Origin of the sequence: Kitasatospora sp. NPDC092039, assembly GCF_044756065.1 — a bacterium.
Lineage (GTDB): Bacteria > Actinomycetota > Actinomycetes > Streptomycetales > Streptomycetaceae > Kitasatospora.
In genome coordinates this window covers 284,616-308,957 of sequence record NZ_JBIVSD010000008.1, presented here as the reverse complement: position 1 = coordinate 308,957, position 24,342 = coordinate 284,616, and the positions used below count along the sequence as shown (strand labels likewise).

21 protein-coding genes and 1 riboswitch are annotated in these 24,342 nt (G+C 72.7%); of the genes, 6 read left to right on the top strand and 15 right to left on the bottom strand.

The annotated features are described in order from the left end of the window. Nucleotides 1-15 precede the first annotated feature (15 nt). From ACIQI7_RS18675 to ACIQI7_RS18655, 5 genes are all read right to left on the bottom strand, one after another. Nucleotides 16-1,026: a methionine synthase gene (locus ACIQI7_RS18675; RefSeq protein ID WP_401110996.1), complete on the bottom strand. Its 1,011-nt coding sequence runs from the start codon at nucleotides 1,024-1,026 to the stop codon at nucleotides 16-18. Between the two features lie 96 nt (nucleotides 1,027-1,122). Further along, nucleotides 1,123-1,812, bottom strand: a complete 690-nt coding sequence (locus ACIQI7_RS18670) for an SDR family oxidoreductase (protein WP_387750521.1) — start codon at nucleotides 1,810-1,812, stop codon at nucleotides 1,123-1,125. A gap of 13 nt (nucleotides 1,813-1,825) precedes the next feature. After that, nucleotides 1,826-2,350 (bottom strand): TIGR00730 family Rossman fold protein, encoded by a 525-nt coding sequence (locus tag ACIQI7_RS18665; protein ID WP_401110992.1) that lies wholly within the window; start codon nucleotides 2,348-2,350, stop codon nucleotides 1,826-1,828. Between the two features lie 107 nt (nucleotides 2,351-2,457). Continuing rightward, nucleotides 2,458-3,594: a tRNA 2-thiouridine(34) synthase MnmA gene (gene mnmA / locus ACIQI7_RS18660; RefSeq protein WP_401110991.1), complete on the bottom strand. Its 1,137-nt coding sequence runs from the start codon at nucleotides 3,592-3,594 to the stop codon at nucleotides 2,458-2,460. A 49-nt stretch (nucleotides 3,595-3,643) separates the two neighbouring features. Next, entirely contained in the window at nucleotides 3,644-4,825 is a 1,182-nt protein-coding gene (locus ACIQI7_RS18655) for a cysteine desulfurase family protein (protein ID WP_401110987.1), read from the bottom strand. A 183-nt stretch (nucleotides 4,826-5,008) separates the two neighbouring features. Here ACIQI7_RS18655 and ACIQI7_RS18650 point away from each other — a divergent pair, with 183 nt between their 5' ends. Further along, complete coding sequence (locus ACIQI7_RS18650; protein ID WP_401110985.1) at nucleotides 5,009-5,785, top strand: IclR family transcriptional regulator; 777 nt, start codon at nucleotides 5,009-5,011, stop codon at nucleotides 5,783-5,785. Here ACIQI7_RS18650 and ACIQI7_RS18645 read toward each other — a convergent pair. From ACIQI7_RS18645 to ACIQI7_RS18610, 8 genes are all read right to left on the bottom strand, one after another. Continuing rightward, nucleotides 5,691-6,350 carry a trimeric intracellular cation channel family protein gene (locus ACIQI7_RS18645; RefSeq protein WP_387750506.1) on the bottom strand — a complete coding sequence of 220 codons (660 nt, stop codon included), beginning with the start codon at nucleotides 6,348-6,350 and terminating at the stop codon, nucleotides 5,691-5,693. The two genes, ACIQI7_RS18650 and ACIQI7_RS18645, sit on opposite strands and share 95 nt — an antisense overlap. Before the next feature lie 179 nt (nucleotides 6,351-6,529). Then, nucleotides 6,530-7,594, bottom strand: a complete 1,065-nt coding sequence (locus ACIQI7_RS18640; protein ID WP_401110981.1) for an ABC transporter ATP-binding protein — start codon at nucleotides 7,592-7,594, stop codon at nucleotides 6,530-6,532. A gap of 34 nt (nucleotides 7,595-7,628) precedes the next feature. Further along, entirely contained in the window at nucleotides 7,629-8,699 is a 1,071-nt protein-coding gene (locus ACIQI7_RS18635) for an ABC transporter ATP-binding protein (protein WP_401110978.1), read from the bottom strand. Then, nucleotides 8,696-9,706 (bottom strand): ABC transporter permease, encoded by a 1,011-nt coding sequence (locus ACIQI7_RS18630; protein WP_387750497.1) that lies wholly within the window; start codon nucleotides 9,704-9,706, stop codon nucleotides 8,696-8,698. Before ACIQI7_RS18630 ends, ACIQI7_RS18635 begins: the two co-directional genes overlap by 4 nt. A gap of 97 nt (nucleotides 9,707-9,803) precedes the next feature. Continuing rightward, nucleotides 9,804-11,567 carry an ABC transporter substrate-binding protein gene (locus ACIQI7_RS18625; protein ID WP_401110974.1) on the bottom strand — a complete coding sequence of 588 codons (1,764 nt, stop codon included), beginning with the start codon at nucleotides 11,565-11,567 and terminating at the stop codon, nucleotides 9,804-9,806. 91 nt (nucleotides 11,568-11,658) lie between these two features. Further along, nucleotides 11,659-12,648, bottom strand: a complete 990-nt coding sequence (locus ACIQI7_RS18620) for an ABC transporter permease (protein ID WP_401110971.1) — start codon at nucleotides 12,646-12,648, stop codon at nucleotides 11,659-11,661. A 446-nt stretch (nucleotides 12,649-13,094) separates the two neighbouring features. Beyond that, entirely contained in the window at nucleotides 13,095-14,024 is a 930-nt protein-coding gene (locus ACIQI7_RS18615) for an enhanced serine sensitivity protein SseB C-terminal domain-containing protein (RefSeq protein WP_401110970.1), read from the bottom strand. A gap of 116 nt (nucleotides 14,025-14,140) precedes the next feature. Further along, nucleotides 14,141-14,941: an enhanced serine sensitivity protein SseB C-terminal domain-containing protein gene (locus ACIQI7_RS18610; RefSeq protein ID WP_401110967.1), complete on the bottom strand. Its 801-nt coding sequence runs from the start codon at nucleotides 14,939-14,941 to the stop codon at nucleotides 14,141-14,143. A 209-nt stretch (nucleotides 14,942-15,150) separates the two neighbouring features. Next, a riboswitch (glycine riboswitch) is annotated at nucleotides 15,151-15,252 on the top strand. A 230-nt stretch (nucleotides 15,253-15,482) separates the two neighbouring features. On the opposite strand from ACIQI7_RS18610, the gene gcvT reads away from it, so the two are divergent. From gcvT to ACIQI7_RS18590, 4 genes are all read left to right on the top strand, one after another. After that, nucleotides 15,483-16,604, top strand: a complete 1,122-nt coding sequence (gene gcvT / locus ACIQI7_RS18605; RefSeq protein WP_401110964.1) for a glycine cleavage system aminomethyltransferase GcvT — start codon at nucleotides 15,483-15,485, stop codon at nucleotides 16,602-16,604. A gap of 99 nt (nucleotides 16,605-16,703) precedes the next feature. Then, the gene (gcvH, locus tag ACIQI7_RS18600; protein ID WP_401110962.1) at nucleotides 16,704-17,087 is read left to right on the top strand and encodes a glycine cleavage system protein GcvH; all 384 of its coding nucleotides are present in this window, start codon (nucleotides 16,704-16,706) and stop codon (nucleotides 17,085-17,087) included. A 77-nt stretch (nucleotides 17,088-17,164) separates the two neighbouring features. Then, nucleotides 17,165-18,433: a serine hydroxymethyltransferase gene (glyA, locus tag ACIQI7_RS18595; RefSeq protein WP_401110961.1), complete on the top strand. Its 1,269-nt coding sequence runs from the start codon at nucleotides 17,165-17,167 to the stop codon at nucleotides 18,431-18,433. A gap of 162 nt (nucleotides 18,434-18,595) precedes the next feature. After that, a complete protein-coding gene (locus ACIQI7_RS18590) occupies nucleotides 18,596-19,963 on the top strand; it encodes an L-serine ammonia-lyase (protein WP_401110959.1) in 1,368 nt (455 codons plus the stop codon). 111 nt (nucleotides 19,964-20,074) lie between these two features. Here ACIQI7_RS18590 and ACIQI7_RS18585 read toward each other — a convergent pair whose 3' ends face one another. Next, the gene (locus ACIQI7_RS18585) at nucleotides 20,075-20,668 is read right to left on the bottom strand and encodes an NADPH-dependent FMN reductase (protein WP_401110956.1); all 594 of its coding nucleotides are present in this window, start codon (nucleotides 20,666-20,668) and stop codon (nucleotides 20,075-20,077) included. A gap of 142 nt (nucleotides 20,669-20,810) precedes the next feature. Between ACIQI7_RS18585 and ACIQI7_RS18580 the strand changes: the two genes are divergently transcribed. After that, nucleotides 20,811-21,551, top strand: a complete 741-nt coding sequence (locus tag ACIQI7_RS18580; RefSeq protein ID WP_401110953.1) for a TetR/AcrR family transcriptional regulator — start codon at nucleotides 20,811-20,813, stop codon at nucleotides 21,549-21,551. A gap of 1,588 nt (nucleotides 21,552-23,139) precedes the next feature. Here the strand turns inward: ACIQI7_RS18580 and ACIQI7_RS18575 are convergent. Then, nucleotides 23,140-24,036 carry a DMT family transporter gene (locus ACIQI7_RS18575; protein ID WP_401110951.1) on the bottom strand — a complete coding sequence of 299 codons (897 nt, stop codon included), beginning with the start codon at nucleotides 24,034-24,036 and terminating at the stop codon, nucleotides 23,140-23,142. Nucleotides 24,037-24,342 lie beyond the last annotated feature (306 nt).

Here is a 24,342-nt window from a genome sequence, read left to right as displayed (position 1 = left end):
AGCCCTCCTGCATTCTCATTCCGGGTTGTCCACCAGGCTCTGCGCCGCCCGCGCCGCGAGCGACAGCGCCCTGCGCGCGTACGCCGGGGAGGCCCCGGCCAGTCCGCAGGTCGGCGTCACCAGCACGCGGCGGCCCAGCAGCTCCGGGGCGAACCCCAGCCTGCGCCACAAGGTCCTGACACCCTGGACACTACCGGCAGGGTCGGACACCGCCTGGTCAGTGGCGGGGACGACACCGGCGAGGATCGTCGTGCCGCCCTCCACCGCCTCGCCCAGGTCGTCGTCCTGGCGCTCGGTGAGGAGCGAGAAGTCCAGCGAGATCCCGGCCACCCCGGCGCGGCGCAGCAGCGGGACCGGGACGTCCGGCGCGCAGCTGTGCACGACGACGGGCGCGTCCAGGCTCCGGACCACCTCGCGCAGCACCTCCTCGGCGACCTGCCGGTCGACGGAGCGCAGCCGCTGGAAGCCGCTGGCGGTCTTCACCGATCCGGCCAGGACGGCGGGCAGCGAGGGCTCGTCCAGCTGCAGCACGACCTCGGCGCCGGGCACCCGCTTGCGGACGTCGGCGAGGTGGCGGCGCAGGCCCTCGGTGAGCGAGCCGGCGATGTCGCGGCAGGCTCCGGGGTCGGAGAGCGCCTTCTCGCCGTGCTTGAGCTCGATGCCCGCCGCCAGCGTCCACGGGCCGACGGCCTGGACCTTGAGCGCGCCCTGGTAGCCCTGGGTGAACTCCTCCAGCGCGTCCAGGTCCTCGCCGAGCCAGGAGTGGGCCCGCCGGGTGTCCCGGCCGGGACGGTCGGTGAACCGCCAGCCGCTCGGCTCGGTCTGCGCGAACAGCTCCACCAGCAGGCCGGCGCCGCGCCCGATCATGTCGGCGCCGGGGCCGCGGGCGGGCAGCTCGGGCAGGAACGGCAGGTGCTCCAGGGCGCCGGTGGAGGTCTTGGCGGCCTCGCGCGCGTCGGTGCCGGGCAGCGAGCCGACGCCGGTGGCGGCGCCGCGCAGGTCAGGGAAGGGGTGTCCGGTGCTCACCTGCCCGAGCCTACTCAGCCGGACGGCGCCCGCTCACCCGGACGGGCCCCGGTGCGCGCGTGGGAAGTCGGCCCGGCCGACTCCCCACGCGGCGCGCTACCGCCCGGGGCGGACGGTGATGTCGGTGATCTCCGCGTCGCGGGAGGCGTCGAGGGCGGCGAGGACCGCCCGGGCGACGGACTCCGGCTCGATCCAGCGGTCCGCGTCGTACTCCTTGCCCTCCTGCTGGTGCACCTTGACCTGCATCGCGGTGGCGGTGCGGCCGGGGTAGACGGAGGTAACCCGGACGCCGCCCGCGTGCTCCTCCTGGCGCAGCGCGTCGGCGAGCGCCTTGAGGCCGTGCTTGCTGGCCGCGTACGCCGACCACTCGGCGTGGGCGTTGAGGCCGGCGCCGGAGTTGACGAAGACCACGTGGCCCTTGACCAGCCGGACGGACGGCAGCAGCAGGCGGGTCAGCTCGGCGGGGGCGACGAGGTTGACGTTGAGCGTCTCCTGCCAGGCCTTGGGGGTGAGGTCACCGACCGTGCCCAGCTCGACCACGCCCGCGACGTGCAGGAGGGAGTCCAGCTCGACGGGCAGCTGCTGGTGGCCGAAGGCCCAGGAGAGCTTGCCCGGGTCGCCGAGGTCCCCGACGAGGGTGCGGGCGCCGGGGAAGCGCTCGCGCAGTTCGGCGGCCCGGCGGGCGTCGCGGGCCAGCAGCCAGAGTTCGTCCCCGCGCGCGGCGAGCTTCTCGGCGAGGACGGCGCCGATGCCGGAGCCGGCGCCGGTGATCAGATGGGTAGCCATGGCCCTGATCCAATCAGGCCTTGAGCTGGGCGAAGACCTCGGCGGGCGTGTCCGCGAAGGTGATCAGCTCGGCGAGGGGGCGCGGCAGGAACCCCTCGGCGTCCATCCGCTCCATCTGGGTGCGCAGGCCGGAGTAGAAGCCCTCGCTGTCCAGGACGACCACCGGCTTCTCGAACATCCCGTGCTTCTTGAGTTCGAGCACCTCGGCGACCTCGTCCAGCGTGCCCAACCCGCCGACCAGCACGACGATGGCGTCCGCCCGCGAGGCCAGCGCCGCCTTCCGTTCGCCGAGGTCGGCCGTCCACACCAGCTCGTCGGCACCGACGTACGCCTTGTGCCGCAGCATCTCCACCATCACCCCGACCAGCCGGCCCCCGGCGGCCTTCACCTCGTCCGCGAGCAGCCCCATCAGCCCGGCGTTCGAGCCGCCCCACACCAGGGTGTGCCCACCCTCCCCCAGCAGCCGGGCGAACTCCGCGGCGGGGGCGGAGTAGCGGTCGTCGAGCGAGTACGCGGAGCAGAAGACAGAGATGTTCATAGTGCCGTCTGGTCTATCACGCGCTGCGGCAGCGCTTCACCGGCATTACCCGTGGTCCGCCCCGTGCCCGCTCCGGCGGGTGGAGTTCCCGGCCGGACAGGACGGGCTCAGGCGGTGACGGCCGGGCGTTCCGTCGTCGCGATGGTGGCCGAGCCGACGACGCGGGTGCCGTCGTAGAGGACCACGGCCTGGCCGGGGGCGATGCCCCGCACCGGGGTGTCCAGCTGGACCCGCAGCTCGCCGTCGACGACCGAGGCGCTCACCGGCACCTCCTCGCCGTGGGCGCGGAGCTGGGCGGTGTAGCGGCCGTCGGCGAGCGGCTCGGTGCCGCACCAGCGGGGGCGGATGGCGGTCAGCCCGGTGACGTCGAGGCCCTCGACCGGGCCGACCGTCACGGTGTTGTTCACCGGGGAGATGTCCAGCACGTAGCGGGGCTTGCCGTCGGCCGCCGGGCGGCCGATCCGCAGGCCCTTGCGCTGGCCGATGGTGAAGCCGTACGCGCCGTCGTGCTCGCCCAGCTTGGTGCCGTCGACGTCGAGGATGTCGCCGGTCGCGGTGCCGAGGTGCTTGGCCAGGAAGCCCTGGGTGTCGCCGTCGGCGATGAAGCAGATGTCGTGGCTGTCCGGCTTCTTGGCGACGGCCAGGCCGCGGCGCTCGGCCTCCTCGCGGATGGCGTCCTTGGTGGTGTCGCCGAGCGGGAAGAGCGAGTGGGCGAGCTGGTCGGCGTCGAGCACGCCGAGGACGTAGGACTGGTCCTTGGCGGCGTCGACGGCCCGATGTAGCTCGCGCGAGCCGTCCGGCAGGTCGACGATCCGGGCGTAGTGGCCGGTGCAGACGGCGTCGAAGCCCAGCGCGACGGCCTTGTCCAGCAGCGCGGCGAACTTGATCTTCTCGTTGCAGCGCAGGCACGGGTTGGGCGTGCGCCCGGCCGCGTACTCGGCGACGAAGTCGTCGATCACGTCCTCGCGGAAGCGCTCGGCGAGGTCCCAGACGTAGAACGGGATGCCGATCACGTCGGCCGCGCGCCACGCGTCCCGGGAGTCCTCGATGGTGCAGCAGCCGCGCGCGCCGGTCCGGAAGGACTGCGGGTTGGCGGAGAGCGCCAGGTGGACGCCGGTCACCTCGTGCCCCGCTTCGACGGCGCGGGCGGCGGCGACGGCGGAGTCGACTCCGCCGGACATCGCCGCGAGCACGCGCAGACGGCCGGTGGAGGGAGTGGTCGGGGCACCCGGGAAGTCAGTCATGGTGAGTACAAGCCTACGGGGCCGCCGGACATGCCCCGCCGCGCGGGAGCTACCGCCGTACGGAGGCCAGCCCCGCGTTGCGCGCCCGCTGCACCACCGGCCCGATGGCCTCGCCGAGCGCCGCCACGTCCTCCCGCACCGAGGTGTGCCCGAGCGAGAACCGCAGCGACGCGCGCGCCAGCAGCGGGTCGACGCCCATCGCCAGCAGCACGTGGCTGGGCTGCGGCACCCCGGCGGAGCAGGCGGAGCCCGTCGAGCACTCGATGCCGGCCGCGTCCAGCAGCATCAGCAGCGCGTCGCCCTCGCAGCCGGGGAAGGAGAAGTGGGCGTTGGCGGGCAGCCGGCCCCCGGCCGACGGGTCGCCGTTGAGGACCGCGTCCGGAACGGCGGCCAGCACGGCGGCCACCAGCTCGTCCCGCAGCGCGCCCACCGCGGCCGCGTGCCCGGCCCGCCGCTCCACGGCGAGCGCCGCGGCGGCCGCGAAGCCGGCCGAGCCGGGGGCGTCCAGGGTGCCGGAGCGCACGTCGCGCTCCTGCCCGCCGCCGTGCAGCAGCGGTACGGGCGCGGCGCCCCGGGAGAGCAGCAGCGCGCCGATGCCGAACGGGCCGCCGATCTTGTGCCCGGTGACGGTGAGCGCGGTGAGCCCCGACTCGGCGAAGGAGACCGGGACCTGACCGAGCGCCTGCACCGCGTCGGCGTGCACCGGGATGCCGTACTCGGCCGCCACGGCGGTCAGTTCGCGCACCGGCTGGACGGTGCCGACCTCGTTGTTGGCCCACATCACGGTGATCAGCGCGACCGCGGCAGGGTCCCGTTCGATCGCCTCGCGCAGCGCCTCGGGGTGCACCCGGCCGTAGCCGTCCACCGGCAGGTAGTCGACCCGGGCGCCCTCGTGCTCGGAGAGCCAGTGCACCGCGTCCAGCACCGCGTGGTGCTCGACCGGGCTGCACAGCACCCGGGTGCGGGCCGGGTCGGCGTCCCGGCGGGCCCAGTACAGGCCCTTGACCGCCAGGTTGTCGGACTCGGTGCCGCCGCCGGTGAGCACGATCTCGCTGGGGCGGGCGTCCAGTGACTCGGCCAGCGACTCCCGGGACTCCTCGACCACCCGGCGGGCCCGGCGGCCGGCCGCGTGCAGGGCCGAGGCGTTGCCGACCACCCCCAGGTGCGCCGTCATCGCGGCGATCGCCTCGGGCAGCATCGGCGTGGTCGCCGCATGGTCCAGGTATGGCATAACCCTCCGATTGTAGAGCGCGGAGCCGCCCGGCCCTCCAGGCCCGTGCCCCGATCCGGCCACCGGGCGGGGCACCGCCGGCGCACCGCCGCCGGACGGCCGCGTCCGGCACTGGTTTGCACCACTGCGCCACCCAGCGGTTAGCCTGACGCCACCAGTCAGCCGGATCCACGGGAAGACGCCATGTCGCAGTCGGTCGACCGCGCGCTGACCCTGCTCGACGCACTCGGCGACGCGCCGCTCTCGCTGGAGCAGGCCGCCAGCAGCCTCGGGGTGCACAAGTCCACCGCCCTGCGGCTGTTGCGCACCCTGGAGGAGCACGGCTTCGCCCGCCGCCAGCCGGACCTGCGCTACCGGATCGGCGGCCGGGTGCTCTCGCTGGCCCACCGCGCCCTGGAGGACTTCGACGTCCGGCAGGTCGCCGCGCCGTACCTGGCCGCGCTCAACGCCCGCTGCGGCTACACCGTCCGGCTCGCCGTGCTGCACGACGGCGAGGTGCTCTACCTGGACGAGGTGGCCGGGCTGCCGGGTGCGGAGCCGTCCCGGATCGGGCGCCGGGCGCCGGTGGACGGGACGGCCGTCGGCCGGGTGCTGCTCGCCGGGCTGTCCGCGGACGGCGCCCGCGAGGAGGACCTGCCGAACGAGCTGGCGGCGGTGCGCCACCGGGGCTGGGCGGCCGAGTCCCGCGAGCACCACGAGCCGGTGACCTGCGTGGCCGCGCCGGTCGCGGGCAGCGGCGGGCGGACGGTCGCGGCCTGCGCGCTGAGCGCCCCGGCGAGCGAGGTGCCGCCGGCCGAACTGGCCCGGATGGTGCCGGAACTGCTCTGCACCGCCGAGGCGATCTCGCTCGCGTACGGCGGCTCGCCTACTCCTCGCTGGTGCGAGAACCGTTGCGGTGCCAGGCCCGCGGGGCACGCCAGCCGTACTTCAGGGCGAGCATCCGCAGCCCGAAGGCGGTGAGCGCGGCCGCGGTGCCGGTCACCCCGGTGAGGCGGTCCGCGCCGATCAGCAGCGCGACCACGGTGGCGCCGACCAGGGCCGGGACGGCGTAGATCTCCCGGTCCCAGCGCAGCAGCGAGGGGATCTCCCCGGCCAGCACGTCGCGGATCACCCCGCCGCCGGCCGCGGTCACCATGCCGAGCGCGATCGCCGCGACCGCGCCGAGCCCGAAGTCGTGCGCCTTGGCGGTGCCGGTCACGCAGAACAGCCCGAGCCCGAGCGCGTCCAGGGTCTGCACCGCCCGGTTGATCCGCTCGACCTCCGGGTGCAGGAAGAACACCACCAGCGCGGCGGCCAGCGGCGTCACGAAGTAGCCGAGGTTGGTGAACGCGGCGACCGGGGTGGCACCGATCACCAGGTCGCGCATCACCCCGCCGCCCAGGGCGGTGGCTTCCGCCAACACGCAGATCCCGAAGATGTCCATGTTCTTGCGGACGGCGAGCAGGCCCCCGGACAGGGCGAAGACGAAGATGCCGACGAGGTCCAGCGACTGCTGCACGTCGGTCGGGAAGAGCTGGGATGTCACCGTCCATGTGTACCCGATCCGCACGGGTGCTCCGGACGCGTCGGGTTCGCCGGTGCCGCCCGCCGCCCCGGGCACGCGCGAGCCGGAGCCGGCCGGCGGCGCCTGACCCGCGGACCGACGCACCGAGGCCGCCCACCCCGTGAGCGGGGTGGGCGGCCTCGGTGCGTACCGGCTGGACCTCAGACCGTGGCGCTCTCCGCAGCGTTCTCCGGAGCGTTCTCGGGGAAGTGGCAAGCCACCTGGTGCCCGGTCTTCAGCGCCGTCAGCGGCGGTTCCTGGCTCGCGCACACGTCCTGCGCCTTCCAGCACCGGGTGCGGAAGCGGCAGCCGCTGGGCGGGTTGATCGGCGAGGGGACGTCGCCCTTGAGCAGGATCCGCTCGCGGCCCGCGCGCTGGCGGCGGCGCGGGTCCGGGACGGGCACGGCGGACATCAGCGCGTTGGTGTACGGGTGCATCGGGCTGCGGTAGAGCGAGTTCCGGTCGGCGATCTCCACGATCTTGCCGAGGTACATCACCGCGACCCGGTCCGAGACGTGCCGGACCACCGAGAGGTCGTGCGCGATGATCAGGTAGGTCAGCCCGAGCTCCTGCTGGAGGTCGTCCAGCAGGTTGACGACCTGCGCCTGGATCGAGACGTCCAGCGCGGAGACCGGCTCGTCCGCGACGATCATCTTCGGCTTGAGCGCGAGCGCCCGGGCGATGCCGATGCGCTGGCGCTGGCCACCGGAGAACTCGTGCGGGTAGCGGTTGTAGTGCTCGGGGCTGAGCCCGCACAGCTCCAGCAGTTCCTGGACGGCCTTCTTGAGCCCGCCGGCCGGCACCGCGTCCTGGAGCTTGAACGGCGCGCCGACGATGGTGCCGACGGTGTGCCGGGGGTTCAGCGAGGAGTACGGGTCCTGGAAGATCATCTGGATGTCGCGGCGCAGCGGCCGCATCGCCCCGACGCCCAGGTGGGTGATGTCGGTGCCCTCGAACTCGATGGTCCCGCCGGTCGGTTCGTCGAGCCGGGTGACCAGTCGGCCCATGGTCGACTTGCCGCAGCCGGACTCGCCCACGACGCCCAGCGTCTCACCGGCGTTGACCGTGAAGTCGATGCCGTCGACGGCCCGCACCGCGCCGGTCTGGCGCATCAGCAGCCCGCTGCGGATCGGGAAGTGCCGGGTCAGGCCGGCCACCTTCAGCAGCGGTTCGCGGCCGGGGGCGGCTGCCGGCGACGGGGTCGCCGCCGCCTGAGTGTCCGTCATCGGTTCTCTCCAGAAAGGTGGTACGAGGCCGGGCTCACAGCCGGGGCGCGATCTCTTCGGCGAAGATGCGGTGCCGCTCTCCGGCTGCCAGGTGGCAGGCCGCGAAGTGTCCGGAGGCGGCCTCGGTCAGCACCGGGACCTCGCTCGCGGAACGCCCGTCGGTCAGGGCGGCGTACGGGCAGCGCGGGTGGAAGGCGCAGCCGGACGGCACGTTGATCAGGCTGGGCGGGGTGCCCTTGACCGGCACCAGCCGGTCCTGGAGCTCCCGGTCCAGTCGCGGCATCGAGCCCAGCAGGCCCCAGGTGTACGGGTGCTCGGGCGAGTCGAAGAGGGTCTCGGCCGGGCCGCGCTCGACGCACTTGCCGCCGTACATGACCAGGATGTCGTCGGCCAGTTCGGCGACCACTCCGAGGTCGTGGGTGATGATGATGACGGCGGAGCCGAACTCCTCCTGCAGGTCGCGGATGAGGTCCAGGATCTGCGCCTGGACGGTGACGTCCAGGGCGGTGGTGGGCTCGTCGGCGATCAGCAGCGAGGGGTCGTTGACCAGGGCCATGGCGATCATCGCGCGCTGTCGCATGCCGCCGGAGAACTGGTGCGGGTAGTCGTCCACCCGGCGGTCGGGCTGCGGGATGCCGACCCGGTCGAGCATCTCGATCGCGCGGGCCCGGGCCTGCTTCTTGGTGGCCTCCGGGTGGTGCACCCGGTACGCCTCGACGATCTGCTGCCCCACCGTGTAGTACGGGTGCATCGCGGTCAGCGGGTCCTGGAAGATCATCGCCAGCTCGCGGCCGCGCAGTTGGCGCACCCGGTCCGGGCCGGCCGCGATCAGGTCCTCGCCGTTCAGCCGGATCTCGCCGCTGATCCGGGCCCGCTTGGAGCGGTGCAGGCCCATGATGCCCAGCGAGGTGACGGACTTGCCGGAGCCGGACTCGCCGACGATGCCGAGGGTGCGGCCCTTGTGCAGGTCGAAGCTGACCCCGTCCACCGAGCGGACCAGGCCGTCGTCGGTGTCGAAGTGGATCCGCAGGTCGCGCACGGAGAGGAAGGGCTCGCCGGACGGGGTCCGCGCGGCGTCCGCCGGGTTCTTCTGGAGGTCGGTCACGAGAGCCTCACCCGGGGGTCGACGAGCGCGTACAGGAGGTCGACCACGAGGTTGCAGACGACGATGAAGAAGGCGGCGAGCAGGGTGACGCCGAGGATCTTGGGCAGGTCGTTGTCGGAGATCGCCTGGACGGCGAACTGGCCGACGCCCTGGAGCGAGAAGACCTGCTCGGTGATCAGCGCGCCGCCGAGCAGCAGGCCGAGGTCCATGCCGAAGATCGTGACGATCGGGGTGAGCGCGGCGCGCAGCCCGTGCCGGGCGACGACCTTGCGCTCGACCAGGCCCTTGGCCCGGGCGGTGCGGATGTAGTCCTCGCTCATGGTCTCCAGCATCCCGGCGCGGGTGAGCCGGGCGTAGAGCGCGGAGTAGAGGAAGGCCAGCGAGATCCACGGCAGGATCAGGTTGCGGGCCCACATCAGGGGGTTCTCCGTGAAGTCCACGTACTGCAGGTTGTCCAGGATCGGCCACTCGTAGCTGAACAGCGTGAGCAGCAGCGCGCCGGTGAAGAAGACCGGCAGCGAGACGCCGGCGAGCGCGACGCCCATGGAGAGCCGGTCGAAGATCGAGCGCGGCTTCAGGGCGGAGACGACGCCGGTGGCGACGCCGGAGACCAGCCAGAGCACGGCCGCGCCGGCGGCGAGCGAGATGGTCGTCGGGATCCGCTTGGAGAGCTCGGGCCAGACCTCGAGGTGGTTCTTGAAGGAGTAGCCGAAGCAGGGCACGTGGCAGGTGGCCGGTTCCGGCCCGAAGTTGTACTCGGCGCCGGCGACCAGGCCCTTGAGGAACTTCCAGTACTGGGCGTACAGCGGCTGGTCGAGGCCGAGGTTCTGCTTGACCGCCGCGATCGTCTCGGGGGACGGGCTCTTCCCGATGAACTGGGCGGCCAGTTGGTCGGCCGTCTCGCCGGCGAGGCGCGGCAGCAGGAAGAAGATCGCGAAGGTGACCGCGCTGACGACCAGCAGCAGAATCACGGCCGCGAAGGTCCTGCGGATGATGTAGGCAAACACAGTAGGGCGGCTCCGGCGGCCCGCCGCCGTCCGGGATCCTCCGGACGGCGGCGGGCGCCGCTGCCTTCACCTGCCTTCAGGGATGCGAGCCAGGCTCTTACTTGGTGGTGCCGATGTTCAGGTAGTCGTACTCACCCGAGAACGCCGAGGTGGAGACCAGGTTGGTGGCGTTGGACGGGCGGTACAGGAAGACCTTGAAGTAGGTGAGCGGGACGTAGACCGCCTGCTCCATGGTCTTCTTGTCGATGTCGGCGTAGATCTTCTCGCGGGCCTTCTGGTCCGGGTTGACCGCCGCGTCGTCGATCAGCTTGTTGACCGCCGGGTCGTCCAGCTGGGCCAGGTTGTTGTTGCCGGTCTCCTTGACCGCGCGGCCGTCGACGATCTGCTGGAGGAAGCCGTAGCCGGTCGGCCAGTCGGCGCCCCACTGCATCATCATCAGGCCGATGTTGTGGTCGGCGGTGAACTTCGGCGAACCGGCGTTGTCCGTCAGGTACTTGGACTGCGGGTACTGCTGGATCTCGGCGGTGATGCCGATCTTCTTCAGCGCGGCCTGGATCGAGGTCGCGGCGGCGATCTCGGTGGCGCGCTCGGTGCGGGCCGAGATGACGGTGTTGAAGCCGCCCTCCTTGCCGCAGGCCTTCAGGTGCTCCTTGGCCTTGGCCTCGTCGCCCTTGTTGTCCTTGGTCTCGTACAGGTTGAAGTCCTGGTGGCCCGGGACGTCCGGCGGGAGCACCGTGTTGGCGATCTGGCCGCGGATCGGGCCGCCCTGGGCGGTCTGCACCGAGACCTTGTCGATCGCGTACTGGACGGCCTTGCGGCACTCGACGTTGTCGAACGGCGCGAGCTTGGAGTTGATCGCCATGTAGACCAGGCGACCGCCGTAGGCGTTGTCGGTGTTGGCCTTCAGCTTCGGGTCCTGCAGGATCTGCGCCTGGGTCTGCGGGTCGACGCCGGCGCCCACCAGGTCGACCTGGGCGTTGCCGGCCAGCAGGTCCTTGTCGATGGTGGCCTGGTCGATGTTGAACCGGAGCACGATCTTGTCCGCGAGCTGCTTGCGGATCGGGTCGGTGCTCTTGTCCCAGTTGGTGTTCGGCACCAGGACGGCCTGCTTGCCGTCCTCGTAGGACTCGAACTTGTAGGCGCCCGAGGACATGACGTGCTTGACGTACTCGGCGCCGTTGTCCTTCGCCTGCGGGACCGGCGCGGTCTGCGGGGCGCTGACCAGGTAGTCGAAGTCCGCGAACGGGTGCTGGAGGTGGAAGACCACCGTGGTGTCGTCCGGCGTCTCGATCGAGTTCAGGCCGCCGGCCTTGTCCTTGTACGGACCCTCGTACGGCGTCGGGTTGTCGACCAGCAGGTTGCGGAAGTACGTCGGGCCGTTGGTGAGCACGTCCGTGTAGTTGGAGCGCTCGACGGCGTACTTGACGTCCTTCGAGGTGATCGGGGTGCCGTCGTCGTACTTCAGGCCGGCCCGCAGCTTGTACGTCCAGGTCAGGCCGTCCGCGCTCGGCTGACCCATCGACTCGGCGAGGTCCGGGACGAGCTTGTTGCCCTCCTCGCCCGGCGCCGGGTTGAAGGTGGTCAGCGCGCGGGAGTACAGCCGCGAGAAGTTGTAGATGTACGCGTAGTACGTGTTGCCCGGGTCGAGCGAGTCCGGGGTGCCCTTCATCTCGTAGGTCACCGTCCCGCCCTTCTTGTCCGAGGCGTTGACGATGCTCTTGGTGGCCGCGTTGGCGCCGCCCCCGGCGGAGCCGGAGGCCGAGGAGGAGCCGCCGCTCTTCGACGAGCTGGTGCAACCGGTCACGACCAGGACCGCGGCGGCGGCCGCAGCGGTCAGGGCGACGGTACGGGACCTACGCATGGGTGAGATCAACCCCTTGAGGGATGTGGAGGCGGTGGAGGGTCCTGACGCAGGGTCATGTGATGACTCGGGGCCAGTGGATGACGCTGGGTCAGTTGCTCTTGGGATCGAGGGCGTCGCGCAGGCCGTCGCCGAGCAGGTTGAAGGCGAGCACGGTGACGAAGATCGCCAGCCCGGGGACCACCATGTACTGGGGGTCCACCTGGTAGTACCGGATGGCGTCCTGGAGCATCCCGCCCCAGGAGGCCTGCGGGGGCTGGATGCCGACGCCGAGGAAGCTCAGCCCGGCCTCGAAGAGGATGTTGGTCGGGATCAGCAGGGTCGAGTAGACCAGGATCGGACCGACCAGGTTGGGCAGCAGTTCCTTGAACAGGATGAACGGGCCGCGCGCGCCGAGGCTGCGGGCCGCGTGGACGAACTCCCGTTCGCGCAGCGAGAGCGTCTGGCCGCGCACGATCCGGCCCATGTAGGGCCAGTTGAAGAAGCCGATCACGAAGATCAGCACCAGGATGTGCAGCGGCAGGCCGTGCAGGCCGAACGCGCCGCCCTGCAGCGAGGTCGAGATCGCGATGGCGAAGAGCAGCAGCGGGAAGGCCAGGAAGACGTCCATCACCCGGCTGATCAGGGTGTCCACCCAGCCGCCGTAGTAGCCGGCCATGATGCCGAGCACGGTGCCGATGGTGTTGGACAGCACGGTCGCGCCGAAGGCGACCAGCAGGGAGACCCAGGAGCCCTCGATGACGCGGGTCAGCAGGTCACGGCCCTGCAGCGGGTCGACGCCGAGCGGGTGCTCCCAGCTCATGCCGCCCCAGTCGCCGAACGGCAGGCCACCGAGGTCGGCGTCCAGCAGGTCCTGGTGGAGGGCGTCCGGATCCAGCCCGAACAGCGACTCGATCGGCTTGGCCAGCACGGCGAGCAGGATCAACAGGATCACCACGACGCCGCCGACGACGGCGGCCTTGTCCCGCTTGAAGCGGGTCCAGGCGATCTGACCGAGGGAGCGGCCCTCGATCGTCTTGGCCGGGCTTGCGGCGGCGGGTGCCTCCGGATCGTTCCCGGCGGTGGTCACGGATGCGGTCATGGTCAGTAGGTCCCCTCGCCGACGGTGGCCGGCCCACGGGTGCCGGTCGCCGGCTTCGGCGGTGCGGCTGCGGACGTGCGGAAGTGCTTAGGAGGAGCGGGTCTTGACGGCAGTGCTTCGTGCACAGGCACTGCCACCACGCGGGATGGGCGTCGCGTGGCCGGGCTGTCGGCGTGCGCGCTCACCTTTGTGGGGTTCCAGCACGCGCGGTGCGTTGCGCAGAACTCTCTGCCATCCGAACTGGCTTGCGCCAGCCCTGACAACCGACAGATGCCCAACTGTGATCTGCGCGCATGCACCTTCCCGATCTTCGGCATACACCTCTTCACATGGCTGTAACTGCCATGTCAAGATGACCGGGCCGCACATCCGGAAATTCGTCCGGAAAGCATCGAAGCCGACTTGACGGACAATCAAGTCGGCTTCGCGGGAATGGGTTTCGGGAATCAGCGCCCGGGGTAGCCGGGCCAAGGCCGCTGCGGCGACGGCTGCTGCCAGCCCGGCGCCGGCGGCTGGGTGCCGTACGCGTAGCCCGGCATCGAGTGCCCGGGGTACGGCGGCGGGGGCACCGGCGGGTACGGACCGGTCGGCGGGCGGCCCGACTCCCGGTCGAAGAACGGCCGGGCGTTGGCGCGCATCCACAGCGCCACCGGGTCGTACTCGTCCGACATCGCCACCGTGGACACCGCGAGCCCCTCCGGGGCCACCGCGATCGCGCGCCGCATCAGCGCCCGCACCGCCTCCACCGCCGGCGGCGAGCTCTCGTACAGGTCGAGGCCGATCGCCAGGTACGGCTCCCCCACCGCGGGCTGCACCCAGGCCCGGCGCAGCGCCCGTACCGCGCGCACCTCGCCGGCCTGCCGCTCCAGCAGCGCGAAGAACGGCTGGGCGTTCAGCTGCGGCTCGCTCAGCTTCAACGGCCCGGCCGGCAGCCGGTCCAGGCCCGCGGCGACCCGCCGCAGGTCCGCCCACGGCACCCCGACGCCCCCGCCGGGCGCGTGCGGGTTGAGCCACAGGCCCCAGCGGGTGCGGTACAGCGAGGCCGCGATCTCCCGGCCGGAGATGACCTCGTGGGCCCGCGCCCAGCCGGAGGAGGTCAGTTGTTCGGGCGAGGTGACGGCCGGCGCGTAGCCGTGGCCGCTGATCTCCATGTTCCCGTACTGCGCGTCCGGGCTGCCCGGCGTGCCGTGCCACAGCAGCATCCAGACCCGGCCGTCCGCCAGCGCGTGCAGCAGCCGCTCGTACGCGTCGTAGCGCTCCGGCGCGACATCGCCCAGGGCGCGCTCCAACGCGCCGGGATCAGCTCCCGGGCGCCCGGCGACCGGTGCCTGGCCCCAGGCCCCCGGCACACCGCCCGCTCCCGTTCCCGCACTCATGCGCCCACCTCGCCGCGCCTCTTTCCCTCAACCCGCCGGCCCGTCGGCCGTCTGCACGCACCCTATGGCGCGGCACCGGCCACCGCCACGGCGACGTGCCTCTGATACGAACCCGCTCACGCCCGCGTATAGAAGGGCAGTACCCGGGTGAGCAGCCACTCGACCACCGGGTCGTCGGCGAGGTCGAGCAGTACGAGGTGGACGCCGCCGGGCAGCGGCGCGGTTCCCAGCGCTCGGCCGAGCGCGTCGTTCACCGCGGCCGGATCGGCCGGCGCCGCCGGGTCCAACTGGACGCCCACGAACATCACGGTCGGCTCGCCCTCGATGCTGGCCAGCGCCCTGCGGGCGGTCAGCACACCCGGCAGCGCCGAGAGTTCGGCCCGGCAGGCGGCCAGGAAGTGCTCCGGGTCCTCGCCCGGCACCGGCTCGCGCAGCGCCACCCGCCCGCCGGTCGGCGCCAGGTCGCCGGCGCCGTCCCAGCGGTCCTCGCGGGGGCCGCGGCGCAGTTCGGCGACGCCCTGCGGCGGGACCGGGAGGCCCACCACCGCTTCCGGGTTCACCGCGATGCCCACGCCCAGCGGCAGCCCGCGGGCGAACTCCCACACCGGCGCGATCGCGAAGGCCATCCCGGGCGCCTGCTGGAGGAACACCTCCTGCGAGGAGAACACCGGTACGTACGGGTCGCCGCCCAGCTCGATCGTCGGCAGGTCCAGCGACTGCCCCTGCGGGTCGCCCCCGGCCGGCAGCGGCACCCACACCTGGCTGCGCGCCAGCACCTCGATCACCCGCGGCGTCGCGCCCGGGTCGCCCAGGGCCGCGGTCAGCACCTGCTCCAGCTCGTTGGCCGGCCAGGAGCCGCCCGCCGGCGCCTCCTCCGGTCCGCCCCACCCCTGCTGCTGCTCCACCGGGTACCCCATGCGCCGCCGATTCCGCCCTCTGCCGTTCGGCCGCCCTCTGCTGCGCCGACGCGCAGCAGTCTAGAGGCGCGCGGGGGCGCGGTCAGGACTCGTGTTCGGGTCCCGCGCGGTGTGACCGGGTCCCCCCTCCCCTCGTCGTCCCGGACGTGCCATGATGTGCGCGTCCGACGGCATGCGCCGCGGGCCCCCACAACTCCATACCGGCCGCTCGAACCCGCGCGGGAGAGCCCGGAGTGCCGTTCAGGCACAGCCGGCGCCGAAGGAGCAAGTCCTCCCCGGAATCTCTCAGGCACCCCTACCGCACGGGTTAGGCACATCTGGAAAGCGGCGCCCGGCCCTGTCGTGCGCCCACCCACGGTGCAAGCCGCCATGCTGTCCCCCAAGCTGGAAACAGCTGCGGGCAGGTGGGCGGTGAAGCTCTCAGGTTCGACGACAGATGGGGAGACCCACGCCGCCGCATGCCCGCGCGCAGGGTCGGCCCCCGAGCGGGTCCGGTCCGGTGCGCGCACCCCTGAGTGCCCCGACCGAGGAGTTCCTGGCCATGTCGTCCCTCCGCCTGACCGCGCTCGACGCGCTGCACCGCGCCCTCGGCGCGACCATGACCGACTTCGCCGGCTGGGACATGCCGCTGCGCTACGGCAGCGAGCGCGAGGAGCACCTCGCGGTCCGCACCAAGGCCGGCCTGTTCGACCTCTCGCACATGGGCGAGATCACCGTCACCGGCCCGCAGGCCGGCGAGATGCTGGACCACGCGCTGGTCGGCTTCGTCTCCGCGCTGGGCGTGCTGCGCGCCCGCTACACCATGATCTGCGCCGAGGACGGCGGCATCCTGGACGACCTGATCGTCTACCGCCTGCGCGAGGACGCCTTCCTGGTCGTCGCCAACGCCTCCAACGCCCAGCTGGTCCTCGACGAGCTGATCGCCCGCGCCAAGGGCTTCGACGCCGTCGTCACCGACGACCGCGACACCTACGCGCTGATCGCCGTCCAGGGCCCGGAGGCCACCGCCGTCCTGGCGAAGACCACCGACGCCGACCTGCCCGGCCTGAAGTACTACGCGATCCTCCCGGCCCAGGTGGACGGCCGCGACGTGCTGCTCGCCCGCACCGGCTACACCGGCGAGGACGGCTTCGAGATCTTCTGCCACCCGGTCGACGCCGAGCCGGTCTGGCAGGCGCTGACCGCCGCGGGCGAGGGCCACGGCCTGGTCCCGTGCGGCCTGTCCTGCCGCGACACGCTGCGCCTGGAGGCCGGCATGCCGCTGTACGGGCACGAGCTGTCCACCGACCTCACCCCGTTCGACGCCGGCCTGGGCCGGGTCGTCCGCTTCGACAAGACCACCAACGAGGGCGCGTTCGTCGGCCGCAAGGCGCTGGAGCAGGCCGCCGCCGCGGCCGAGACCAACCCGCCGAAGGTGCTGGTCGGCCTGGTCTCCGACGGCAAGCGGGTGCCGCGCGCCGAGTACACCGTGGTCTCCGCCGACGGCGAGCCGATCGGCCGGATCACCTCCGGCGCGCCGTCCCCGACGCTGGGGCAGCCGATCGCGATGGCCTACGTCGACGCCGCCCACGCCGCCCCCGGCACCACCGTCGCGGTGGACGTGCGCGGCAAGCACGAGCCCGTCCAGGTCGTCGCGCTGCCGTTCTACAAGCGCGCCCGCTGAGCCCCCGCGGGCCCCGGTTTTCCCCATACACGCACGTCGCGGCCGTCCGCGCGGCGGCCCGCTTCGTCGTACCCGCTTCCCATCCTGGAGAATGACGCCATGAGCAACCCCCAGCACCTGCAGTACACCAAGGAGCACGAGTGGCTGACCGCCGCGGACGCGGAGGGTGTCTCCACGGTCGGCATCACCGCGCACGCCGCCGACGCGCTCGGTGACATCGTCTACGTGCAGCTCCCCGAGGTCGGTGACACCGTGACCGCCGGCGAGACCTGCGGCGAGCTGGAGTCCACCAAGTCGGTCAGCGACCTGTACTCCCCGGTGACCGGCGAGGTCACCGAGGTCAACCAGGACGTCCTGGACGACAACGCCCTGGTCAACAGCGCCCCGTTCGAGGGCGGCTGGCTGTTCAAGGTGCGCGTCGAGGCCACCGACGAGCTGCTCAGCGCCGCCGAGTACGACGCGCTCACCAACCCCCAGGGCTGATCCGCCTGCCAGGGGCGGTCGCGCGGCGGCCGCCCCGCCCCGGCCCCTTTCCCTCCTCCTCCCGGGAAGACCACACCATGACGGTTCTCAACCAGTCCCTGCACGCCCTCGACCCGGAGATCGCCGCCGCGGTCGACGCCGAGCTGCACCGCCAGCAGACCACCCTGGAGATGATCGCCTCCGAGAACTTCGCCCCGGTGGCGGTCATGGAGGCCCAGGGCTCGGTGCTCACCAACAAGTACGCGGAGGGCTATCCCGGCCGCCGCTACTACGGCGGCTGCGAGCACGTCGACGTGGTCGAGCAGATCGCGATCGACCGCATCAAGGCGCTGTTCGGCGCCGAGCACGCCAACGTCCAGCCGCACTCCGGCGCGCAGGCCAACGCCGCCGCGATGTTCGCGCTGATCCAGCCGGGCGACACCATCCTGGGCCTGTCCCTGGCCCACGGCGGTCACCTGACCCACGGCATGAAGATCAACTTCTCCGGCAAGCTCTACAACGTGGCCGCGTACCACGTGGACGAGAAGACCGGTCAGGTCGACATGGCCGAGGTCGAGCGCCTCGCCAAGGAGCACCAGCCGAAGCTGATCATCGCCGGCTGGTCGGCCTACCCGCGCCAGCTCGACTTCGCCGCGTTCCGCCGGATCGCCGACGAGGTCGGCGCGCTGCTCATGGTGGACATGGCGCACTTCGCCGGTCTGGTGGCCGCCGGGCTGCACCCGAACCCGGTCCCGTACGCGGACGTGGTCACCACCACCACCCACAAGACCCTGGGCGGCCCGCGCGGCGGCGTCATCCTGTCCAAGGCCGAGTACGCCAAGAAGATCAACTCCGCGGTCTTCCCCGGCCAGCAGGGCGGCCCGCTGGAGCACGTGATCGCCGGCAAGGCGGTCGCCTTCAAGGTCGCGGCCTCGGAGGAGTTCAAGGAGCGCCAGCAGCGCACCCTGGACGGCGCCCGCATCCTCGCCGAGCGCCTGCTCCAGGCCGACGTGGCCGAGGCCGGCGCGTCCGTGCTCTCCGGCGGCACCGACGTCCACCTGGTCCTGGTCGACCTGCGCAACAGCCAGCTCGACGGCCAGCAGGCCGAGGACCGGCTGCACGAGGTCGGCATCACCGTCAACCGCAACGCGATCCCGAACGACCCGCGCCCGCCGATGGTCACCTCGGGCCTGCGCATCGGCACCCCGGCCCTGGCCACCCGCGGCTTCCAGGCCGAGGACTTCCGCGAGGTCGCCGACATCATCGCCGAGGCGCTCAAGCCCGCCTTCGACGAGACCGTCGCGGACGCCCTGAAGGCCCGGGTCGCCGCCCTGGCCGAGAAGTACCCGCTGTACCCGAACCTCTGATCACTCCGGTGATCCTTCGGGCGGGGTGACGGGCCTCACCCCTCCGGCGTACCTGGCACCCCGGGGCACCGCGCACACTGGACTGTGCGCGCGGTGCCCCGTCCCGTGTCGGCCCCTCCCTGCCCGCAAGTCCTTCCACGAGACCAGACAAGGACGTCCCCCGTGGCCATCAGCGTCTTCGACCTCTTCTCCATCGGCATCGGCCCGTCGAGCTCCCACACCGTGGGCCCGATGCGCGCCGCCCGGATGTTCGCCCGCCGACTGCGCTCCGAAGGCCTGCTGGACCGCGTGACGGGCGTGCGCGCCGAGCTGTACGGCTCGCTCGGTGCCACCGGCCACGGCCACGGCACCCCGAAGGCCGTCCTGCTGGGCCTGGAGAACAACTCGCCCCGCACCGTCGACGTCGACCAGGCCGACAAGGACGTCGAGCGGATCATCGCCGAGAAGCGGCTCAGCCTGCTCGGCGAGCACCCCGTCGACTTCGACCCGGACACCCAGCTGGTCCTGCACCGCCGCCGCTCGCTGCCGTACCACGCCAACGGGATGACCCTGTGGGCGTACGCGGCGGACGGCTCGACCCTGCTGGAGAAGACCTACTACTCGGTCGGCGGCGGCTTCGTGGTGGACGAGGACGCGATCGGCGCGGACCGGGTCAAGCCCGACGACACCGTGCTGAAGTACCCCTTCCGCACCGGCGACGAGCTGCTGCGGCTCAGCCGGGAGACCGGGCTGTCGATCTCCGCCCTGATGCTGGAGAACGAGAAGGCCTGGCGCAGCGAGGAGGAGATCCGGACCGGGCTGCTGGAGATCTGGTCCGTGATGCAGGAGTGCGTGCGGGCCGGCATGTCCCGCGAGGGCATCCTGCCGGGCGGCCTCAAGGTCCGCCGCCGGGCGGCCGCGGGCGCCCGGGCGCTGCGCGCCGAGGGCATCGGGCCGGCCAACGCGATGGAGTGGGTGACCCTCTACGCGATGGCGGTCAACGAGGAGAACGCCTCCGGGCGGCGGGTGGTCACCGCGCCGACCAACGGCGCGGCGGGCATCATCCCGGCCGTCCTGCACTACTACCTGAACTTCATCCCGGGCGCCGACGACGACGGCATCGTCCGCTTCCTGCTCGCGGCCGGCGCCATCGGCATGCTGTTCAAGGAGAACGCCTCCATCTCCGGCGCCGAGGTCGGATGCCAGGGCGAGGTCGGCTCCGCCTGCTCGATGGCCGCGGGCGGCCTCGCCGAGGTGCTCGGCGGCACCCCCGAGCAGGTCGAGAACGCCGCCGAGATCGGCATCGAGCACAACCTCGGCCTCACCTGCGACCCGGTCGGCGGCCTGGTCCAGATCCCCTGCATCGAGCGCAACGGCATGGCCTCGGTCAAGGCCGTCACGGCGGCCCGGATGGCGCTGCGCGGCGACGGCCGGCACCACGTCTCGCTGGACAAGGCGATCAAGACGATGAAGGAGACCGGCGCCGACATGAAGATCAAGTACAAGGAGACCTCGCGCGGCGGCCTCGCCGTGAACGTCATCGAGTGCTGATCGCGCGCTGACCAGCGCTGATCGCGGCGCGCTGAAGGCCCCCGGGCGGACCCCCGTCCCACCCGGGGGCTTTCGCGTCTCCCCCTCCCCGCGCCCTGGCTTCGCCCCCGCTCAGGCCGCGAACGGGCGGGCCCGCCGGGCGTCCCGCAGCGCCCGCGCCCACCAGGTGAGCTGGTCGAGCATGGCCTTGGCGGCGGCGTCGGAGGCCGGGTCGAGCGCCCCGCCGTCGGCGTCGAAGCACCGCGCGGCGCCGTGGAAGCTGACCGTGTTGCGGATCGTCGCGGCGTTCAGCTCGGCCAGCACCACCCGGAGCTGCTCGACGGCCCGCAGGCCCCCGGACAGGCCGCCGTACGAGACGAAGGCGACCGGCTTGCCGTGCCACTCGCGGTTGTGCCAGTCGATGGCGTTCTTCAGCGGGGCCGGGAAGCTGTGGTTGTACTCGGGGGTGACGATCACGAACGCGTCGGCCGCCTCCAGCCGGGGCGACACGGCGGCCAGCAACTCGGCGTCGGCCGAGGGGACTTCACCCCCGAAGGACGGGAAGGTGACCGGCAGCGGGGTCTCCACCAGGTCGATCCGGTCGGCGGTCAGGTCGCCGCGGGCGTCGAGGTGGCCGAGCAGCCAGTCGGCGACCACCGGGCCGAAGCGCCCCTCGCGGGTGCTGCCGACGAGGACCGCGACCTTCAGGGCCTGCTCCGTGGACATGGGGATCCCCCTCCTGGATCTGGTGTACGGCGTATCCGCCGGATACAACGTACACAGCCACGTGTACGGCGTCCACTGCCGATACGCCGTACGCACGAGGGTGCTACGGTAGGCCCGCCCCCCGTCGGAAGGAGCCCGCCCCATGCCGGCCCAGCAGGCCCCCGCCGCAGGCGACGACAAGCCCCCGGCCTCGCTCTGGGAGCGCCTGGCGCGCCCGGCCCCCGCGCCGCGCACCACCCTGACCCCGCACCGGATCGCCGAGGCCGCGGTCGCCGTCGCCGACGCCGAGGGCCTGGACGCCGTCACCATGCGCCGGCTGGCCGCCGAGCTCGGCGTCGCCCCGATGGCCGCCTACCGGTACGTCTCCGGCAAGGACGAGCTCATCGAGCTGATGGTCGACTCCGTCTACGGCCGGCTCCCGCTGGACGCCCCCGCGGAGGGCTGGCGGGAGACCATGCGCGCGCTGGCCGTCCATCTGCGGGCCATGCACCTGGCCCACCCGTGGACCGTCCGGGCGGCCACCCCGTTCGCCCTCAGCCCCCACCAGCTCGCCGTCCCCGAGCACGCGTTCACCGCCCTGGCCGACCACGGCCTGGACGCCGACACCACCATGGCGGTGTTCCGCACCGTCACCGGCTACGTCCACGGCTCGGTCTCCACCGAGATCGCCCTGGAGGCCCTGCGCCGCGAGCGCGGCTGGTCCGACGGCGACCAGATCCGGGCCGGCCTCGCCCCCCGGATGAGCTGGCTGATGGCCACCGGCCGCTACCCCGGCTACGAGCGCTACCTCCACGAGGCCACCCGCAAGGACGACCCCGACTGGCAGTTCGAGACCGGCCTCGACTGCGTCCTCGACGGCATCGCCACCCACTTCGCCCTCTGAGGCCTGGCCCCGCTGCGCGGGAAGTCGGCCGGGCCGACTTCCTGCGCACGCACCTGCGCCCCAGCCGCCTCGCAGCAGCTCGCTCGCCCCGCGCGACACCGGAAACGGGCGAGGAAACCCTCCCGATGGCACCACCCCACAACCAGGCGTAGCCCCCCAACTCCCGCCGAGGCCACCGGCACCGATCGACCCCGGCGCGCGAAAAGTCGACCAGGCCGACTTCCTACGCAGACCCCTGCCCCCCTGTCGACCCGACCGCACACCCCCAGCCGCAACCCCAGGCCACCACCGCCGCCCCCACCGCACAGAAAGTCGGCCCGGCCGACTTCCTGCGCACGCACCTACGACCCAGCCGCATCGCAGCAGCCCACTCGGCCCGCGCGACACCGGAAACGGGCGAGGAAACCCTCCCGATGACGCCGCCCCGCAACCAGACATAGCCGCCCACCCCTGGCGCGCGAAAAGTCGACCAGAACGACTTCCTGTACAGGCCCCAGCCTCTGCCCCCAACCACACCCCTCGTAACCGCACCCCGGGCCACGCGGGCGCGCACCACACCGCGCAGAAAGTCGGCCCGGCCGACTTTCTGCGCAGACCCCCGTACCTTTGCCGCCCCGACCGCACGCCCCACAACCGCACCCCAGGCCACCGCACCGCACAGGAAGTCGGGCCGGCCGACTTCCTGTGCGGGCACCGCGACCCCGACTGCAGCAGCCGCTCACCGCTCGCCCCACGCGCGCAGCGCTAGGCCCGAGCGAAAGGCTCTCGCAAGAGCCGGGCACGGGACGGCATCGCTGTCTCCCCGGCACAGCCCGACAGGCCACCGCCAACGACCAGTCCAGCGGCACGAGAAGTCGACCCGGCCGACTTCCTATGCAGGCGCCCCTGTCCCAGCTGCCGGGCAGCTCACCACTCGGCGCGCGCACGCACCGCCAGGCACAATCACCAGGCACAGGTCCTCGGTGCGGCCCACCACAGGTCCAGCCACACCGCACGAAAAGTCGGCCCAGCCGACTTCCTATGCAAGCGCCCCCGCCCCAGCTGCCGGGCAGCCCACCACTCGGCGCGCGCACGCACCGCCAGGCACAATCACCAGGCACAGGTCCTCAGTGCGGCCCACCACAGGTCCAGCCACACCGCACGAAAAGTCGGCCCGGCCGACTTCCTATGCAGGCGCCCCTGCCCCCGCCACCCGGAAGCCCACCACTCGGCGCGCGCACGCACCGCCAGGCACAATCACCAGGCACAGGCCCTCGGTGCGGCCCACCACGGGTCCAGCCACACCGCACGAAAAGTCGGCCCAGCCGACTTCCTATGCAAGCGCCCCCGCCCCAGCTGCCGGGCAGCCCACCACTCGGCGCGCGCATGCACTGCCGGGCACAGGTCCTCGGTGCGGCCCACCACGGGTCCCCGCACGAGAAGTCGGCCCGGCCGACTTCCTGTGCAGGCGCCCGTGTCCCGGCTGCCCGGCGGCTCACCACGTGCATGCACTACCGGGTACGAGTAGCCAGCCCTCCCAATCACACGGGTCCGGCCACACCGCACGAAAAGTCGGGCTGGCCGACTTCTCGTGCAGTGGTGGTCGGCGCTACCTGCGCACTGGAAGGGCCAGGACGGCCAGGCCGCCGGCCAGGACGGCGAGGCCGCACCAGGAGACGGCGGGCAGGCGCTCCCCCAGGGCCGCCACGCCGAGCACCGCCGCGACGGCCGGCTCGGCGAGGGTCAGGGTGGTGGCGGTCTGGGCGGTGGTGTGGCGCAGGCCCCGGCCGAACAGCCAGTACGCGAGGAAGGTGGTGACCACCGCGAGGTGCAGCACGACGGCCGCGCCGCGCACCGAGCCGAGCCACGCCACGTCCCCGGCGAGCAGCACCGGCAGCACGATCAACGCCCCGCCGCCGAACATCGCCCCCATCACCCCGCCCGAGGGGCGCCCGTGCGCGATCAGCCGCCCGCCGATCAGCGAGTACACGGCGTACGAGAGCCCGGAGAGCGCCGCCAGCAGCACGCCCAGCGGGTCCACCGACCCGCCGCCACCGGCGAGTTCGGGGCCCAGCACCAGGAGCGCGCAGCCGAGCACGGCCAGCGCCGTGGCCCCGGTCCACCGCCCGCCCGGCCGCCCCTGCCGGGACAGCCATCCGAGCAGCCCGGTGAACACCGGCGCGCTGCCGAGTGCGATCACCGTCGTGACCGCCACCCCGGTGCGGCCCACCGCCGGGTAGAAGGTCAGCGGGTACCCGGCCACCGCGACCGCGCCGGCCGCGAGCAGCCACCGCTCGCGCGGCCCGCAGGCCCGGGGCAGCGCCCGGGCCGAGCGGTCGGTGAGGAACAGCAGCAGCCCGCCGAGCACCAGCCCGGCGGCCCCGATCCCGGCCGCCGGGGCGCCGGCGGGCGCGAGCGAGCTGGTCGTCCCGGTGGTGCCCCAGAGCACGGAGGCGATAAGGATCGGCACCGCGCCGCCGCGCGGACGGGCGCGGCGCGGCGCCACGGGGACGGTGGAACGGGCAGGCGAGGACAAACGATTCGGCACAGTGGTGAACTTCCGTCGTCGAAGACCGTCAAGGCAACTGGTTTCGAGAACGGGCGCACGCCGTCGGCCCACGGCGGCCACCATCAGGCCGAGCCGGGGTCGCAGGGATCAAGCCACCGAAGCGCGCGCCCGATCAGGCGTTGAGCGGTGGCAGCACGACGTGCCAGTACAGGTTCACGCCTCGATGGTACCGACCGGCCCCGGGGGGGGGGGGGGGGCGGCCGCCCCGTAAAGCCCCGCCCCCCCGCCCACGCCGCGGGGGTG

What these genes read in the sequence shown, in the direction of transcription:
- ACIQI7_RS18640 (WP_401110981.1), bottom strand. Translation starts at nt 7,594, where the DNA reads ATGACGGACACTCAGGCGGCGGCGACCCCGTCGCCGGCAGCCGCCCCC.
- ACIQI7_RS18620 (WP_401110971.1), bottom strand. Translation starts at nt 12,648, where the DNA reads ATGACCGCATCCGTGACCACCGCCGGGAACGATCCGGAGGCACCCGCC.
- ACIQI7_RS18665 (WP_401110992.1), bottom strand. Translation starts at nt 2,350, where the DNA reads ATGAACATCTCTGTCTTCTGCTCCGCGTACTCGCTCGACGACCGCTAC.
- glyA (WP_401110961.1), top strand. Translation starts at nt 17,165, where the DNA reads ATGACGGTTCTCAACCAGTCCCTGCACGCCCTCGACCCGGAGATCGCC.
- ACIQI7_RS18655 (WP_401110987.1), bottom strand. Translation starts at nt 4,825, where the DNA reads ATGCCATACCTGGACCATGCGGCGACCACGCCGATGCTGCCCGAGGCG.
- ACIQI7_RS18670 (WP_387750521.1), bottom strand. Translation starts at nt 1,812, where the DNA reads ATGGCTACCCATCTGATCACCGGCGCCGGCTCCGGCATCGGCGCCGTC.
- ACIQI7_RS18625 (WP_401110974.1), bottom strand. Translation starts at nt 11,567, where the DNA reads ATGCGTAGGTCCCGTACCGTCGCCCTGACCGCTGCGGCCGCCGCCGCG.
- ACIQI7_RS18585 (WP_401110956.1), bottom strand. Translation starts at nt 20,668, where the DNA reads ATGTCCACGGAGCAGGCCCTGAAGGTCGCGGTCCTCGTCGGCAGCACC.
- gcvH (WP_401110962.1), top strand. Translation starts at nt 16,704, where the DNA reads ATGAGCAACCCCCAGCACCTGCAGTACACCAAGGAGCACGAGTGGCTG.
- ACIQI7_RS18650 (WP_401110985.1), top strand. Translation starts at nt 5,009, where the DNA reads ATGTCGCAGTCGGTCGACCGCGCGCTGACCCTGCTCGACGCACTCGGC.
- ACIQI7_RS18615 (WP_401110970.1), bottom strand. Translation starts at nt 14,024, where the DNA reads ATGAGTGCGGGAACGGGAGCGGGCGGTGTGCCGGGGGCCTGGGGCCAG.
- gcvT (WP_401110964.1), top strand. Translation starts at nt 15,483, where the DNA reads ATGTCGTCCCTCCGCCTGACCGCGCTCGACGCGCTGCACCGCGCCCTC.
- ACIQI7_RS18580 (WP_401110953.1), top strand. Translation starts at nt 20,811, where the DNA reads ATGCCGGCCCAGCAGGCCCCCGCCGCAGGCGACGACAAGCCCCCGGCC.
- mnmA (WP_401110991.1), bottom strand. Translation starts at nt 3,594, where the DNA reads ATGACTGACTTCCCGGGTGCCCCGACCACTCCCTCCACCGGCCGTCTG.
- ACIQI7_RS18610 (WP_401110967.1), bottom strand. Translation starts at nt 14,941, where the DNA reads ATGGGGTACCCGGTGGAGCAGCAGCAGGGGTGGGGCGGACCGGAGGAG.